Source organism: Salinifilum ghardaiensis, assembly GCF_054491345.1.
The window spans coordinates 2,049,866-2,065,432 of the sequence record NZ_CM137101.1 but is presented as its reverse complement, the minus strand read 5'-3'; the positions used below and the strand labels follow the sequence as shown (position 1 = coordinate 2,065,432).

Below are 15,567 nucleotides of genomic sequence, written 5' to 3'. Positions count from 1 at the left end.
AGACTCGCCGAACCGGACATGTCCACGCAGATCGGATCCCGCCTGGCTGCGGAGCTTACGGGCCGGCTCAGGTGGTATTGGACGAGCTCGGTGTCCGGTTAGTCGATTGCCGGTCCATAACGGCCCTCCAGAGCTACATGCGACAGTGCTCAACGAAGGAAATGATCAGCTGTGTAGCTGCGGTACCGTTAGCGGCTCTACCCGGGTGAAGCCCAGCGGCAAGCACTTGCCCAGGCGTTCGATAATGCCTGCGTGGCCTATAACGACGCGTGCGCGTCCCCGCCGACGCCTACCAGGCTGGCGAGAAGTTCCCAACCGGCACCGGGTTGCAGAAACGGCTGATCACTGAGGCGAAGTGCACCGAGGAGCGCGGCGGCTGGCGGAGTGCTCGAACACCGTGTTTTAACAGACTGTCCGCGACGCTGATGCGGCGTATCAGAACTTCTTCGGCTCGCTGAAAGGGCACACTCGCGCGGGCAAGCGTCGGTGCGCCCGGTGCAAGTCGTGTAAGCCTGGGACAGGCACCCTCGTCTGAGCGGGTTGTCGATCAGCTATCAGGGGCACGAAGATCGCTGATGAGAGGTGTTCCCGTTGCCCGCGGCGGAACCGGACGAGCTCGCCCACCCGCAAGTGCCGAGGAGACAGAAGAGGGGGTCGGCCTCGGCGAGTTGAGGAGTCGAGTCCCGTGGGCACGTCCTCGACCAGGGTTGCCGATTTCGAGAACGTTCTCGCTGCCTGCCAGTCCCAGACCCGTGGTCATCATGGCGACAGATATGAGGGGGCGAGATCGTCTGCTCGGCCTCGATCGGCAGCGTCCGCTCGCTGTGGACCTGGCCAGCGTGCTCGCCGGAGATGAATCGTCCCGGGGAGACGGTCGCCATCGCCTCGAGCACCTGCTGATCGCCGATTCCGGCGCTGCGCCTGCGCTCGACCACCACCTCTTCAACGAGGTTGCAGGTGGTGTAGGCCAGTGATGAGTCCTCCCGATTTGCGTACCGCTGTTCAGGCCAGCACGATGGCAGCGGAACCGTGGCGTTTCGGGAGGTGACCGTTGGGCAATTGGTTCACGTCTTGGCCTCTCCTGCGTCAGCTCACCGGCCGCGACGCCTGGGGCAGGGGCGCAGCGGCGCAGTCGGAACGCACCCGTCAGCTTTCGTCGAGGACGGAAAGCGCCGACCAGGTCACGCGATCGGTGTGCCCGTACTGCGCGGTCGGTTGTGGACAGTTGGTGTACTCGAAAGATGATCGGGTGACCCAGATCGAGGGGGATCCCGACAGCCCGATCTCACGCGGGCGGTTGTGTCCCAAGGGCGCCGCGAGCGAGCAACTGGTCAATTCGCCCACGCGGCAGCTCTCGGTCCGTTACCGGCGGCCTCACGGCACCGAGTGGGAGGATCTCGACCTCGACACGGCCCTGGACATGATCGCGGAGCGGGTGATCGCCACTCGCGACGAGACCTGGGAGGAACGCGGCCCCTACGGGCGGCGTCGGCGTCGGACGATGGGCATCGCGAGCTTGGGAGGTGCGACCCTCGACAACGAGGAGAACTACCTCATGAAGAAGCTCTACACCGCCCTCGGCGCGGTCCAGGTCGAGAACCAGGCCCGCATTTGACACTCCTCCACGGTTCCCGGTCTGGGAACCTCCTTCGGCCGGGGAGGGGCCACGACCTTCCAGCAAGACCTGCAGAACTCCGACTGCATCATCATCGAGGGTTCGAACATGGCCGAGTGCCATCCGGTCGGGTTCCAGTGGGTCATGGAGGCCAAGGAGCGCGGTGCGACGGTCATCCACGTCGACCCGCGGTTCACCCGCACCTCCGCCCTCGCTGACATGCACCTTCCGCTGCGGGCGGGGAGCGACATCGCCTTCCTCGGCGCGCTCGTCAACTACGTGCTGGAAGGCGACCGCGCCTTCCACGACTACCTCGTCGCCTACACCAACGCGGCGGCGATCGTGCGCGAGGATTTCGCCGACACCGAGGACCTCGACGGGCTCTTCTCGGGATACGACCCCGACGACATGCACTACGACACGTCGAGCTGGCAGTACGAGGGGGCCGTGGCGGCACCCGCAGCGGGCAAGCGGCACAGAGCTGAGGACGTTGACGGGGAGGAGGGCGAGCAGCCGCAGGAGACCAGGGGGCATGCGCACAAGGCGAGCGCGCACGCCGAAAGCGTGGGTTCCGGCGGGCCGCCGATAGCGGGCAAGCCGGAGCTCGACGAGAGCCTGCAGCACCCGCGTTGCGTGTACCAGATCCTCAAACGCCACTTCGCGCGCTACACGCCCGAGCTCGTCGAGCACACGTGCGGCATCTCCCGCGAGCAGTTCCGCGCCGTGGCCGAGGCGCTGGTGGCCAACTCGGGGCGCGAGCGCACGAGCGCGTTCGTCTACTCGGTCGGATGGACCCAGCACACCGTGGGCGCGCAGTACATCCGCACCGCCTCGATCCTGCAGGCCCTGCTGGGCAACGTCGGAAGGCCGGGCGGTGGGATCCTCGCGCTGCGCGGACACGCGAGCATCCAGGGTTCCACCGACATCCCGACGTTGTTCAACCTCCTTCCGGGCTACATTCCGATGCCCCACGCGGAGTTCCAGCAAGACCTGTCCGCCTTCGTCGAAGCCGACTCCGGCAGCACCGGCTTCTGGGGCAACATGCAGGACTACGTGGTGAGCCTGCTCAAAGCGTGGTGGGGTGAGCACGCGACGGCTGAGAACGACTTCTGCTTCGACTACCTGCCGCGGCTGACGGGGGACCACAGCAGTTACCAGACCGTGGTCGACCAGATCGAGGGCAAGGTCAGGGGGTACTTCCTCGTCGGCGAGAACCCGGCCGTGGGGTCGGCCAACGCCAAGATGCAGCGACTGGGGCTGGCCAACCTCGACTGGCTCGTGGTGCGGGACCTGAACATGATTGAGTCGGCCACGTTCTGGAGGAACGGGCCCGAGATCGAAACCGGTGAGTTGCGCACCGAGGAGATCGGCACCGAGGTCTTCTTCCTGCCGGCCGCCTCGCACACGGAGAAGGACGGCAGCTTCACCAACACGCAGCGGCTGCTGCAGTGGCACCACCAGGCCGTGCAACCGCAGGGGGATTGCCGCAGCGATCTGTGGTTCTACTACCACCTCGGACGTCGCATCCGGGAAAAGCTCGAACAGCGCCAGCACGAACGCACCGCCGAGCAGCGCGAGCGGGACCTCCCGCTGCTGCAGCTGCGGTGGAACTACCCCGCGCGGGGGGACATCGCCGAGCCCGACGCCGAAGCGGTGCTGCGGGAGATCAGCGGCTGGGACGCCAACAACGACGCGTTGTCGTCGTACACACAGCTCGAGGACGACGGCTCCACGGCCTGCGGGTGTTGGATCTACTGCGGGTCCTACGCCGACGAGGTGAACCAGACGGCGCGGCGCAAGCCCGGGCGGGAGCAGTCGTGGGTGGCACCGGAATGGGCCTGGGCGTGGCCGTTGAACCGGCGCATCCTGTACAACCGCGCCTCGGCCGACCCGCAGGGACGACCGTGGAGCGAGCGCAAGGCCTACGTCTGGTGGGACGAGGAGCAGGGTAGTTGGATCGGGCACGACAACCCGGATTTCGAGCGGAACAAGTCCCCGGACTACACCCCGCCGTCCGGGGCCCGGTCCGAGGACGCCATCGCCGGCACGGACCCGTTCATCATGCAGACCGACGGGCGCGCCTGGCTCTACGTGCCGAGCGGTCTTGCCGACGGGCCGATGCCCACGCACTACGAAGCGTTCGAGTCGCCCTTCGACAACCCGCTCTACGGGCAGCAGGCGAATCCGACCCGGGAGGAGATCCAGCACCGCAGCAACCCGTACCAACCCCACACCAACGCCTCGATCGAGGTCTTTCCGTACGTGTTCACCACCTACCGCCTCACCGAGCACCACACCGCGGGCGGGATGAGCCGCACCCTCCCCTACCTGTCGGAGCTGCAACCCGAGTTCTTCTGCGAGATCTCGCCGCGACTGGCCGCCGAGCGCGAGCTGGAGCACCTCGGTTGGGCGACGATCGTGACCGCCCGCACCGCGGTGGAGGCGCGCGTGGTGGTCACCGACCGGATGCGGACGTTGACCGTGCACGGACGTCCAGTGGAACAGGTCGGCCTGCCTTACCACTGGGGTGCGAACGGGCTCAGCACCGGAGACGGAGCCAACGAGCTGCTGTCCGCGGTGCTGGACCCCAACGTGCACATCCAGGAGAGCAAGGCCGCGACCTGCGACATCCGCCCCGGGCGACGGCCGCGCGGGCCCGAGTTGCCCGCGTTCGTGGCCGACTACCGCCGTCGGGCGGGGATCGAACCGGAAACCGGAACCGAAGGGACCGCACCGTGACGGACGGGACGTACACGACCTACGAGCGTTCGGCCGGGCCGCTCGAGGACCCGGCCGAAGCAGGATACGAAGCCCCTCAGCCCCGGATGGGCTTCTTCACCGACACCAGCGTCTGCATCGGGTGCAAAGCCTGCGAGGTTGCCTGCAAGGAGTGGAACCTGGTTCCGGGCGACGTGCTCGACATGACCGGGATGTCCTACGACAACACCACCGAACTCGGAGCGAACAGTTGGCGGCACGTGGCCTTCATCGAGCAGAGCGTGCCGATCCACGAGGACGCCGACCTGCTCGGTTCGCTCTCCGCGGCGCGCAGCGCCGGTGCGGAAGAGGGCTCGCCCACACCGGTGAGCAGCACTGCGGAGGAGGTCGCGGGCACGCGCGGCGCCGACCTGGGCATGCCCGGCGTCGGCCCACCCGTCACGCCGGGTGCGCAAGGAGCTCTGCAAGATGACCGCGAAGTGCGCTGGCTGATGTCCTCGGACGTGTGCAAGCACTGCACGCACGCCGCCTGCTTGGACGTCTGCCCGACGGGGTCGCTGTTCCGCACCGAGTACGGCACCGTCGTCGTGCAGGAGGACATCTGCAACGGCTGCGGCTACTGCGTGCCGGCCTGCCCGTACGGCGTCATCGACCAGCGTCCGGACGACGGCCGGGTGTTCAAGTGCACGCTGTGCTACGACCGGTTGTCCGACGGGCTCGAACCTGCCTGCGCCAAGGCGTGCCCGACCAACTCCATCCAGTACGGACCGCTGGACGAACTGCGGGAGCGTGCCGCCGAACGGGTGCAGACGTTGCAGGAACGCGGCGTCACCGAGGCGCGTTTGTACGGCCACGAGCCGACCGATGGTGTCGGTGGTGACGGGGCGTTCTTCCTGCTGCTCGACGAGCCTGAGGTGTACGGGCTGCCACCGGACCCGGTGGTCACGACGCGGGACCTGCCGTCGATGTGGGCGGCGGCCGGAGCTGCCGCAGCGGTCGCGACGGTGGGCGTGGCGCTCGCGTTCGCAGGGGGTCGCCGGTGAACGAGCGGAGCCCCGGCGGCGAACCTCGCCGCAGGCCCTCCCGGCAGGGGGAGCAGGCCACTGTTCCGGATGCGCAGTTCACGTCCTACTACGGACGTCCGGTGATCAAACCGCCGGTGTGGAAGGTGCCGGACGTGCCCGCCTACCTGTACCTGGGTGGCACGGCGGGCGCGTCCTCGCTGGTGGGCGAACTCGCCGCCTGGACGGGACGTTCCCGGCTGCGGCGGGTCGGGCGGATAGCCGCGAGCGCGGGGTCGCTGGCCAGCGTCGGAGCGCTGATCCACGATCTCGGCCGCCCCGAACGGTTCCTCAACATGCTCCGCGTGTTCAAACCGACCTCCCCGTTGAGCGTTGGTTCCTGGATTCTGGCTCCGTTCTCGGGGCTCACCGCGGCGACAGCGGCCAGCGAGGTCACGGGGCTGCTGCCACTGCTGGGCCGGGTCAGCGGAGCAGCCGGTTGCGTGCTGGCACCCGCGATGCTCACGTACACGGCGGTCCTGCTCGCCGACACCGCCGTGCCCGCCTGGCACGAAGGCCATCGCGAATTGCCGTTCGTCTTCGCCGGCAGCGCACTGACCAGCGGGGCGGCGGTGGCCCTGGTGGCCGTCCCGGTCGGCGAGGCCGGCCCGGCCCGCAAGCTGGCCGCTGGTGGAGCAGGACTGGAGATCGCCGCGGAAACGCTGATGGAAAAGCGCATCGGGCTGGCCGGTCAGGCCTATCAGCACGGCCGGGCGGGAAAGCTGATGCGCATCGCGCGGACCTGCACCGCGGTCGGCGGCATCGCCGCGGCCTTCGCCGGGCGCAGCCGCTCGCTGTCGGCGCTGGCCGGCCTGAGCCTCACCGCCGGTGCCGTGTGCACCCGGTTCGGAGCGTTCGAGGCGGGTATGGCCTCGGCGCGCGATCCGCAGTACACCGTCGCCCCGCAACGCGAGCGGCTGGCGAAACGAGCCTCGGGCAGCAAGGCTCAGTAGCACGAAGCGTTGCTGCGCAGCACACTCCGGATGCACAACGCCCGGCCAGCACCCGTGATGCGCCGGGACGCCTCCGCCGGACGAGCTTCTGGAACGATCCACCGGCAGGAGCGTCCCGCCGCGGATCGCGGTTTCGCCTTCCGCACTGCGCAGGCGTGTGCGGCCGAGCGAAGGAGGGGCTGCCTCCTTCGCTCGACCGCACACCAGGCACCACCATCGTGGACGTTTAGGTGAACGCGCGTTGTGGACATCCTCTTCATGGAGGAAGTGCGATGAGCTCGGCGTTACGGGTGCGCACACCGCGAGCGCGCCAGGCACCAGCTTTCGTCGCACGCCTTGCCGAAAACGGCCCGAGGTACCGCCCGATCAGGGCGGTTTGGCGCTCTCGCGGAGTTTGCGGGCGTTCCCGCAGAAGCTGCGGGCACGCCCTTGCCGGCCGAGGCCACCGATCAGGCCTCCCCGGTGCCGAACAGGAATGCACTTCGAAGCGCAGAAGTTGCGGGGGATCGACGATGACGAACATGCAGTCGCCGGCCAAGGACAAGAACTACAACTTGCTGACGGTGCTCCAGCTGTCGCTGCAGAACGTGTGGATGCTCGAGTCCTACATCGAGGACGCCCAGCGCGAGGGGGACACCGAGCTGGCCGAGTGGTTTAAGGCGATCCAGGAGAACAACCGCAGGGCCGGCGAGCAGGGCAAGAGGATGCTGCACCAGCGGCTCGGCCAGGAGAACGGGTGACGAGCGAAGGTGCCCATCGACCCGCCCCCTTTGCACGACCACTCGCAGCCCGGAGGACAGCAGTGGGTGTGACACGTTCGGTGCTGCGCGGTGCCGCCGCCGGTGCGGCGGGGACCACCGCGCTGAACCTGGCGACGTACGCGGACATGGCAGTGCGCGGACGTCCCGCCAGCACGACGCCGGAGGAGACGGTGCGCCGCCTCGAGCGGTTCAGCGGGTGCTCGTTGGACCGGGCCGACTCGGAAGTCGGCGGGAACAGGCGTTCCGGCCTCGGCGCGCTGCTCGGCATCGCTTCAGGGGTGGCGGCTGGCGGTCTGACCGGCCTGGTGCGGCACTGCTACGGGACCGGTCCCGTCTCCACGGCCGTGGTCGCCGGTGTTGCCGCGAACGCGGGCACGGTCGTGCCCATGGCAGCGATGGGAGTGAGCGACCCACGCGAGTGGTCACTGGACTCGTGGGCCAGCGACCTGGTCCCGCACGCGGCCTACGCCTGCACGACGGCGGCGGTGCTCGGCCAGTGGCAGCGCCGGTCGTGCCCGGCACGCTGAAGCGAGGTCACTTCTCGGAACTGCTCAGCCCCGGGCCTGGAGCTGCCTGCCGCGTTTACGTTCCTTTTCGGTTACGGCGTTGCAGCCGCGATCAACCGAAGTCTTTGTACGTCCGGCGGCCAGCTACTGGCGGCATTCGGCCGTGCCGACGCTCAACCCGGGTGGGTTTCACCGCCCACCGGTGCGAAGACCTCTCCGGTGTAGAAGCTGGAGAGCTGGTCCGAGGCGAAGAACACGTACGAGGGCGCGATCTCGTCCGGGTGGGCCATGCGCCCCATGGGGGACTGCGTTCCGAAACCTTCCACCTTCTCCTCCGGGAACGTGGACGGGATCAGCGGAGTCCACACCGGACCGGGTGCCACGCAGTTCACCCGAACACCGCTTTGCGCCAGCGACTGCGCCAACGACTTCGTGAACGCGTGGACCGCGGCCTTGCTCGCAGCGTAGTCCATCATGGACTTGTTCCCGCGCAATCCGTTCACCGAACCGGTGTTGATGATCGACGCCGGCGTGTGCAGGTGCGCCAGAGCGGCCCGGGTGATCCAGAAGGTGCCGTAAACGTTGATCTTGAACGTGCGGTCGAACGCCGCGGTGCTCACGTCTTGCAGATCGGTCGCAGTCGCCTGCGTCCCGGCGTGGTTGACCAGGACGTCCAGTCCCCCGAGCTCGCCGCTGACCTGCTCGACGACCTGCTCGCAGAACTCCTCCGACGCCAGGTCGCCGCGCAGTCGCAGGCACGTGCGACCCTCCTGCTCGACGAGCCGGGCCGTGTGCTCGGCGTCCTCCTTCTCCGAGGTGCCGAAGTAGACCACGGCCACGTCGGCGCCCTCCTTGGCGAAGGCGACGGCAACGGCACGGCCGATCCCGGAGTCGCCGCCGGTGATCAGTGCGCGGTTGCCCGCCAGCAGTCCCCGACCTTCGTAAGAGCGCATCTCGTCCTGCGGGTTCGGCTCCATCTCCCCGGAACTGCCCGGTGGTGGCTGTTGCTGCGCCGGGGGGTAGTTCTGGTCAGGCATGCTCCCTCCAACCACCAACTCGTCACCGTCTGCCCGGAACTACCCCGGAAAGATGTGCCGATACACCTACCACCACACCGGCGGGCCACGCGTTTACCGACAGGTCTGATCGAAAAGCCACCGGTGTGGAACGGACCGTCGGCACGAAAGAAGATGCCGTTGCCCACCAGCCGGGGCGGCACGGACCGGCGGGGAACACGCGCGGGATGATCGATCGCCTGCGCCGAGAACGTCATCGGCGGCCAGGAGGTCGGTACCGACGGGAGGGTGACGCGCAATCGCGAAGCAGCCGAGGCTCCACAGGTCCTCGGACCGAGGACGTACATGTGGTTCCCGAGTCGAAGACGCGGCGGGCGGTGGCCGCCGCCGGGTACTGGCCATCACCATGCTGACGATGGCGGCCGGCACCGTCGCGATCGGCCTCACCCCGAGTTACGCGCAGATCGGCATCTGGGCGCCGGTGCTGCTGGTGGTGCTCAGCCTCGTGCAGGGGTTTCACCGGTGGCGAGTACGGCGGGGCGAGCACGTTCGTGGCGGAGTACTCGCCGGACCAACGTCGCGGGTTCATGGCGAGCTGGTTGGAGTTCGGCACGCTGCTCGGCTACTCGCTCGGCGCGGGACTCGTGAGCGTGCTCACGGTGACGTTGGCCGATCCGGACTTGCACAGCTGGGGGTGGCGGACCCCATCTCCGATCGGCGGGCCATTGGGGCTCATCGGCCTGTACCTCAGGTATCGACTGGAGGCAACACCGGCCTACCAGGAAAGCAGTGAGATCGGCGAGGGTCAGCAGCAGGAAAGCGACGAGGAACAGCAGAAACGCCCGGCTCAGAATGCCGGGAATTCCTCACGACGTGCTGGCACGTGCTGCTGATCTGCATCGGGCTCGTGCTCGCGTTCAACGTCACGAACTACATGCTGACGACCTACATGCCCACCTACCTCACGGCCGAGGTCGGCTACACCCACGCGCAGGCACTGCTGATGGTGCTCGCGTCCATGGTCGTGGTGATGGAACTGATTGTCCTGCTGGGGTGGTTCTCCGACCGGATCGTCCGCCTGCCCGTGCTCACCGCGGGGTGCGGGTTTGATCGTGCTCGTGTAACCGGCGTTCATGATCACCACCCTGGGTCACCGGTGGGGCGTGCTCCTCGGTCTCCTGATGATCGGTCTGGTGCTGATCTGCTTCAGCAGCACCGTGCCGTCGACGCTTCCAGCTCTGTTCCCCACCCTGGTGCGCTACGGAGACGTGTCCGTGGGCTTCAATATCTCCGTTGCGCTGTTCGGCGGTACGAGACCGCTCATCTCCGAAGCGCTGGTCAGCGCTACCGACAACTCGATGACACCGACGGTGCTGCTGATGGTCGCCGGCGTGGTCGGCCTGGTGTACGCGACCCGCGAGCCGGCGCGCAGGCCGCTGCCGCCTTTCTCCCCCACCGCGAGCTCGGAGGAGGAAGCCACGAGACCGCTCGCGAGCAGCGGGAACAGCAGGGCGAAGATGAGACTCCCCGGGGGGCAGGTGAGCCGCCGATCGCGCCACAGGGCAGGTGAGCCGGCGATAGTGGTGATCGCGCGTGCGCTGACGTCTCCCGGCACGTGCGGCCGGAACCGGTTCCGGGTGTGCAGCGCGGGGCGACGGGGGTGCCCGTCACCCCGTACCGGAGGAGTTCGAACGCCCGGAGAACCAGTCCCGCAGGCGGTCCACCATCCCGATCGCGGGGTCGGAAACAAGATTAAGCGGGGAGCTGTCCGGCGCCGACGGGTGCGGGTGGGTGGGGGCAGAGCCCTTGGCGACCTCCACCTTCTTGCCGAGGTCCTGCAATTCTTCGAAGGAGCATGCCTGCCGCAGGCGGGGCAGGAAGCTCGTTTCGTCCTCGTCGACGTGGCGCCGGATGCTGGCGGCCAGCTGGCGGAACAGCTCGTGGAACTGCGCGTCTTCGGGCCCCAACCCGGCGAGGCGCTTCATGCGCTCCTCCTCCTCGGAACGCCCCTCGATCCTGCGGTCGGCGACCTCCCACGGCCGCCGCCGTGCCAGCCGAGACCTCCTCCTTCAAGCGCGATCACCACGTTCACGCACCAGGCTGACACACAAGATCAAATGTGTTATGAGTTTTTATAACTGGGCAGGTACGACGGGGCTGAAGAGGGATGAAGATCCTGGAGGCAGGGAGTCTGGTGGTGCGACGATCTTGCGTTCGAACATCCTCGAGCGCCCCACCACTGGGCTTCAGCGCGCGAGGACAGGCTCTTCCTCGACCAGCGGGATGGTGACGCACACCAGGTGCCTTCTTCTGTGTTCGCACGGGGCACGGCAGGTGGCGAGGGCTATGACCGATCAAACAGACGCGCTTGTACGGGTCGTCCGTAGATGATCGGCAGTCTGCTGCTACCGGTTGATCCACGACACACGCGGGATTGGTTCGGCGGTATGCCATGATCGCGTCGTAGCGGTGCCGGCGGCTGTACACGGTTTGCGCGTTGCCGGTGACTACCCGAGCACGGATCGTCAGGCAGTGACGGCAACTCAGTTGACTCAGTCGGCGATCGTTGGCAAAATCCGATTGTCCACCGATGTGCTCTGGAGGAACACCTACTTCGTGATGGTCGTGATTACCTACGCGGCTCAGTCGGGTGCTTCGACCCGAGAGCGCGTCTCCGGTTAACTTGACCTCGCGCGACGCTCACTTTCGGCGTCGAAGCCCCAGCTGGGTCCGTATAGGGCGCTATCTCGTGCCCTTCACCCACCCGGTGCCGCGCCTCGCGGTCCGGCTTCGATGATCCGAGGGAATTCGGTGACCAATCACGACTGTTCTTCGACGGTTTCTGGTTCGCGAAGTGTTGTTCGCTCGTGGCTGGGGCTTGTCGTCCTCTGTCTGCCCACAGCGGTGCTCGCGCTGGACATGAGCGTGCTGTACCTCGCGTTGCCGCATATCGCGACCTCTTTGGGTGCGGACGCCACGCGTGAGCTGTGGATTCTTGACATCTACCCGCTGATGATCGCGGGCTTCCTGGTGACGATGGGAGGACTGGGCGACCGGATCGGGCAGCGCCGCCTCCTGCTGCTCGGAGCCGGCGCTTTCGCGGCGGTCTCCGGAATCGCCGCGTTCTCGGCGAATGCTGAGATGCTGATCGTCTCCCGAGCGGCTCTGGGCGTCGCGGGAGCGACGCTGATGCCCACGACCCTCGGGTTGATCAACGTGATGTTCCCGGCCCCGGAGCGCCGGCACACCGCGATCGCGGTGTGGACCAGCGCGTTCATGACTGGCTTCGCCATGGGGCCGGTTCTGGGCGGCTTGCTGCTCACGTTCTTCTGGTGGGGCTCGGTGTTCCTGCTCGCCGTCCCCGTGATGCTCGTGCTGCTGACCACGGGCATGGTGCTGCTTCCGGAGCACCGGCGAGCCGACTCCGGCCGGTTCGACCTGCCGAGTGCTGGGTTGTTCTTCGCCGCGATCTTGCCTCTGGTCTACAGCACCAAGGCCCTCGCTCACGACGGCGCGAGCTCGACGACGCTGACGGCCCTCGGGATCGGGGTCATTGCGGCAGTGGCGTTCATCGCCCGTCAGAACCGGTTGACGGACCCGCTGTTCGATCTGCAGCTGTTGGCCGACCGTTCGGTGGCCACAGCGTTGTTGCTCTTGCTGTTGGGCCGGCGATCGTCGGCGGGCTGACACTGTTCGTTCCGCAGTACCTGCAAGCCACGCAGGGGCTCGATGCACTGCAGGCCGGCGCTCTCGTGGCTCCAGCTGCACTCGGACTGATCGTCGGCGCGTTGCTCGCTCCGATGGCCGCCCACCGCTGGGCAGTGGGCACCGTCATCGCCGCTGGCCTGCTTGCGGCCTGCGCAGGACTGCTCGTGGTCGCCTACGGGGTAACGGTCGGACCCACGTGGGTCATCGCGGGGCTGGTCATGCTCTACCTGGGGAGTGGCCCCTTCGACGCCCTGGGCACAGACCTCGTCGTCGGATCAGCGCCGCCGGACAAAGCCGGCTCTGCAGGAGCGGCCACCGAGACCGCGAGCGAACTCGGAACCGGACTGGGAATCGCCGTCCTCGGCACGATCGGCACGGTGGTCTACCAGAACCGAATCGCTGCCGAGCTGCCCGCCGACCTGCCGGACAGTACCGCCGCCGCGGCGCGGGAATCGCTCTCCGGCGCAGCAGCCAGTGCAGCGAACCTCGACAACCTCCACGGCGACGCGGTGGCAGAGGCCGCGAACACAGCCTTCACCTCAGGGATTCAGGCCGTGTCCCTCGTAGCAGCGATTCTCGCGGCGATCCTCGCACTGGCCACGCTCCTCCTGTTCCGCCGCACGATGTAGACGCCTACACGCGCTTGGGCGGCCGCGTCACACGGCCGCCCAGGACACCCTCGTAGGGGCTGATGAAGATCCGGAAGCAAAACTGTTGGACACACGAGACCGCGATCAGCTAGACGCCACCACTGCAGCAAGCGACCGGCTTGGCATGCCAACGCGTGAGCTTCCTGACGTTCCAACAGCACCTCGAAGCCCACCCCTCGCCCGCGCAAACACCACCACGTCCACCGCGCACCAGCCCCGGAAGAGCAGCCGGCAAAGCACTCCCCTGATCTTCACCGACGCCACCGGCGCTGCATCTCCAACGGCACCTTGGCAACCACCACCAACGGCCTCTCCAGCGACGACGCACCCCCGCGGAAGTCGTTGCGCACGTGTGCATCCCGTACGAGCCGCACCCGTGAACACGTACAGGATGCACACGCGGCCACAGGCACGTTGTACTCACAACACGTGGTGCTGTCGCCACTGTCAGTAAAGGCTGCCCGGCTTCGCCGATGGCCTCGATGCGTTCGTCGGGCAGCTACTCGCAGGTCGCCGCCTCGTCCGAGGCGTAGTGCACCTGCACGATGAGCTGCACGAGAGCAAACTACGGTCGAGCAGCTCCTGCGGTGCGCGGTGCAGGTTCACCGCCAGGTGCGGCAGGGCCTCCAGCAGCTCGGCCTCCGCCGGGTTCGGCGCTTCCTCGCTCCGCTCGGCTCCCTCCAGCTGGTCGAGCTCGGCCACGAGCGCGTTGTGTTCGGCCTCCAGCCGGTTGTACCCCGTCTTTCACAGTCCCCGGCGGCCACAGAGCGATCTTGGCCGCACCGCGAACGAGTCGAACTGACGTCGCTCGCAGAGCGACGGCGCGCAGCTTCTTGCAGTGCCTGAGAACTTCCGGATAGGGCCGTCTTCGGCGGAGTTCGACAGCGTCCACCTCCACCACCGGGCTGGCCGCAGCCTCCTCGCTGCGCCGCTCCCCGTCCACCGCCACCGTGCTCCCCGGCAGTCAGCCACGCGAACGCGGTACGGACGGCATCGAGCGAGTTCACGGGCCACTCCGCGGGCTCGGGAACCAAGCGGCGTGCCGTCTCGCTCCTCTCACACCGGCGTCGAATGACCCCGCCGAGAGGGCCGGACGCAGAACAACGCGGCGCACGGCTCCGCCCAAGAAGTGCTGCCAACGAGCGCGAGGCCACGGAACACGAAGAGCAACCAACTCCTGCGTCTACGATCACGCGTATTGCGCCCGCGCTTCGATGCGCTGCGGTGTTAGTCGCCCCTTGTTCCGTTGGGCCCCAGCAGGCTATTCCGGTCGGAACACGGCAACGGATCTCGACGCATTTCCGAGACGATCGCGACCAGCCCTACACGCGCTTACCAGCCCGCTCCGTGCGCCCGCACGCTCTCGAACGCACCGGGGCGCTGAAGACCCCACCAGGGCTCCCGACGGGAAACCGCACGTCCCTAACCGCCACGACCTTTGTGTCATGAATCACGCGCTCCTTCTCGAGTGGCGTGTCCAATCGGGCCGTTCTTCGCGGACTTCAGGGACGCCCCAGCACGTCCCGCGTGAAGCAGCTTCGGTGCTTGCGCCCTCCTGCCGATCCACGCTCCGCCTATTGGCCCTCGCCCCAGGAGTCACATGCCCTCGTTGTACGAATCCATTCCAGGCGTTCACCTCTACCGCGGTGACGCGTTCCAGACCGCAGCGGCGCTACCCACCGCTTCGGTCGGCTGCATCGTCACCTCGCCTCCGCACTGGGCACATCGCGATTACGGCACTGCCACCTGGACGGGTGGGGACAGCACCTGCCAGCACACGCGTGGGGACACGCCGCACCAACGCCGCACGGCCCGGAGCTGCCGCCTGTGCTGTGCGCGATTTCGCGATGCTCAGTGCGGGCTCGAACCAACGCTGGAGCACTACGTGCACCACCTGCGGCAAGTCGCCGAAGAGTTCGCACGTGTCCTCCGCCCCGACGGAACGTTGTGGCTCAACCTGCGTGACAACTACGCCTATCACCGCCTGTCCTCCGATTCCGAGCGAGCTTTTCCCGGAACCCGCCACAAAAGCCTGTGCGGAATCCCCTGGCGGGTGGTGTTCGCGTTGCAGGAGCATGGCTGGATCGTCCGCAATGCCATCGTGTGGCACAAACCAAACGCGGTGCCCGACCCGAGCCGAGAACGGTTCTCCAACCGGTACGAAATGCTCTTCCTGCTCACGCGCAGTCCGGACGCTGTCGTCATTCCCGAGGACATCCAGGACCGCGCGCCGAACTTCGGGGACGTGTGGACGATGTCCACCACGCCTTCGCAACGACGGCACCCTGCCCCGTTTCCTGTTGAATTGGCTGCGCGCTGCATTGCAGCGGGAAGCGTTCGAGGAGGCACGGTGCTCGACCCCTTCTCCGGATCGGGCACCACCGGAGTCGCCGCACGTGAGCTCGGCCGCCGGTACGTCGGAATCGACTTGCGCACCGACTACCACGATCTCGCGCTCGCACGACTCCGGAAGTACAGCGGTACGACGAGCACGGGGGCATCGGTCCCCTCCTGAATCCACTCCCCCGAGCTGCTGGAAACCCGGCGTTACGGTATCCGCCGCGCTTCGACCTCCGCAG

General features: G+C 67.4%; 13 protein-coding genes and 1 pseudogene. 11 read left to right on the top strand and 3 right to left on the bottom strand.

Annotated elements, in window-relative coordinates:
• Nucleotides 1-204 precede the first annotated feature (204 nt).
• Nucleotides 205-342: pseudogene (locus tag ACVGV0_RS09355) on the top strand (hypothetical protein); the annotation flags it as partial.
• A 212-nt stretch (nucleotides 343-554) separates the two neighbouring features.
• On the opposite strand, the gene ACVGV0_RS09350 reads toward ACVGV0_RS09355, so the two are convergent.
• Nucleotides 555-881, bottom strand: a complete 327-nt coding sequence (locus ACVGV0_RS09350; RefSeq protein ID WP_459159966.1) for a hypothetical protein — start codon at nucleotides 879-881, stop codon at nucleotides 555-557.
• A 170-nt stretch (nucleotides 882-1,051) separates the two neighbouring features.
• On the opposite strand from ACVGV0_RS09350, the gene fdh reads away from it, so the two are divergent.
• The 5 genes from fdh to ACVGV0_RS09325 all read left to right on the top strand — a co-directional run bounded on the left by fdh (nucleotide 1,052) and on the right by ACVGV0_RS09325 (nucleotide 7,635).
• Complete coding sequence (fdh, locus tag ACVGV0_RS09345; protein ID WP_459159476.1) at nucleotides 1,052-4,354, top strand: formate dehydrogenase; 3,303 nt, start codon at nucleotides 1,052-1,054, stop codon at nucleotides 4,352-4,354.
• A gap of 86 nt (nucleotides 4,355-4,440) precedes the next feature.
• Nucleotides 4,441-5,376, top strand: coding sequence for a 4Fe-4S dicluster domain-containing protein (locus ACVGV0_RS09340; RefSeq protein ID WP_459159965.1), 936 nt, complete (start codon nucleotides 4,441-4,443; stop codon nucleotides 5,374-5,376).
• Nucleotides 5,373-6,347 carry an NrfD/PsrC family molybdoenzyme membrane anchor subunit gene (gene nrfD, locus ACVGV0_RS09335; RefSeq protein WP_459159475.1) on the top strand — a complete coding sequence of 325 codons (975 nt, stop codon included), beginning with the start codon at nucleotides 5,373-5,375 and terminating at the stop codon, nucleotides 6,345-6,347. The genes ACVGV0_RS09340 and nrfD overlap by 4 nt, the downstream gene beginning before the upstream one ends.
• Nucleotides 6,348-6,859: 512 nt before the next feature.
• Nucleotides 6,860-7,087 carry a hypothetical protein gene (locus tag ACVGV0_RS09330; protein ID WP_459159474.1) on the top strand — a complete coding sequence of 76 codons (228 nt, stop codon included), beginning with the start codon at nucleotides 6,860-6,862 and terminating at the stop codon, nucleotides 7,085-7,087.
• A gap of 68 nt (nucleotides 7,088-7,155) precedes the next feature.
• Nucleotides 7,156-7,635: a hypothetical protein gene (locus ACVGV0_RS09325; RefSeq protein WP_459159473.1), complete on the top strand. Its 480-nt coding sequence runs from the start codon at nucleotides 7,156-7,158 to the stop codon at nucleotides 7,633-7,635.
• A gap of 152 nt (nucleotides 7,636-7,787) precedes the next feature.
• On the opposite strand, the gene ACVGV0_RS09320 is transcribed toward ACVGV0_RS09325, so the two are convergent.
• A complete protein-coding gene (locus ACVGV0_RS09320) occupies nucleotides 7,788-8,651 on the bottom strand; it encodes an SDR family oxidoreductase (protein ID WP_459156419.1) in 864 nt (287 codons plus the stop codon).
• Nucleotides 8,652-9,181: 530 nt separating this feature from the next.
• Here ACVGV0_RS09320 and ACVGV0_RS09315 point away from each other — a divergent pair.
• Nucleotides 9,182-9,523 (top strand): MFS transporter, encoded by a 342-nt coding sequence (locus ACVGV0_RS09315; RefSeq protein ID WP_459159472.1) that lies wholly within the window; start codon nucleotides 9,182-9,184, stop codon nucleotides 9,521-9,523.
• Nucleotides 9,514-10,200 (top strand): hypothetical protein, encoded by a 687-nt coding sequence (locus ACVGV0_RS09310; RefSeq protein ID WP_459159471.1) that lies wholly within the window; start codon nucleotides 9,514-9,516, stop codon nucleotides 10,198-10,200. Before ACVGV0_RS09315 ends, ACVGV0_RS09310 begins: the two co-directional genes overlap by 10 nt.
• A 97-nt stretch (nucleotides 10,201-10,297) precedes the next feature.
• On the opposite strand, the gene ACVGV0_RS09305 is transcribed toward ACVGV0_RS09310, so the two are convergent.
• A complete protein-coding gene (locus ACVGV0_RS09305; RefSeq protein WP_459159470.1) occupies nucleotides 10,298-10,615 on the bottom strand; it encodes a hypothetical protein in 318 nt (105 codons plus the stop codon).
• Between the two features lie 826 nt (nucleotides 10,616-11,441).
• Here ACVGV0_RS09305 and ACVGV0_RS09300 point away from each other — a divergent pair.
• From ACVGV0_RS09300 to ACVGV0_RS09290, 3 genes are all read left to right on the top strand, one after another.
• A complete protein-coding gene (locus ACVGV0_RS09300) occupies nucleotides 11,442-12,317 on the top strand; it encodes an MFS transporter (protein WP_459159469.1) in 876 nt (291 codons plus the stop codon).
• A complete protein-coding gene (locus ACVGV0_RS09295; RefSeq protein ID WP_459159964.1) occupies nucleotides 12,302-12,967 on the top strand; it encodes an MFS transporter in 666 nt (221 codons plus the stop codon). The genes ACVGV0_RS09300 and ACVGV0_RS09295 overlap by 16 nt, the downstream gene beginning before the upstream one ends.
• Before the next feature lie 1,621 nt (nucleotides 12,968-14,588).
• Nucleotides 14,589-15,503 (top strand): DNA-methyltransferase, encoded by a 915-nt coding sequence (locus tag ACVGV0_RS09290; RefSeq protein ID WP_459159468.1) that lies wholly within the window; start codon nucleotides 14,589-14,591, stop codon nucleotides 15,501-15,503.
• Nucleotides 15,504-15,567 lie beyond the last annotated feature (64 nt).

Excerpts from the sequence above, each read along its gene's own strand:
- ACVGV0_RS09330 (WP_459159474.1), top strand. The coding sequence starts at position 6,860 with ATGACGAACATGCAGTCGCCGGCCAAGGACAAGAACTACAACTTGCTG.
- ACVGV0_RS09340 (WP_459159965.1), top strand. The coding sequence starts at position 4,441 with ATGGGCTTCTTCACCGACACCAGCGTCTGCATCGGGTGCAAAGCCTGC.
- ACVGV0_RS09290 (WP_459159468.1), top strand. The coding sequence starts at position 14,589 with ATGCCCTCGTTGTACGAATCCATTCCAGGCGTTCACCTCTACCGCGGT.
- ACVGV0_RS09350 (WP_459159966.1), bottom strand. The coding sequence starts at position 881 with ATGGCGACCGTCTCCCCGGGACGATTCATCTCCGGCGAGCACGCTGGC.
- ACVGV0_RS09320 (WP_459156419.1), bottom strand. The coding sequence starts at position 8,651 with ATGCCTGACCAGAACTACCCCCCGGCGCAGCAACAGCCACCACCGGGC.
- ACVGV0_RS09305 (WP_459159470.1), bottom strand. The coding sequence starts at position 10,615 with ATGAAGCGCCTCGCCGGGTTGGGGCCCGAAGACGCGCAGTTCCACGAG.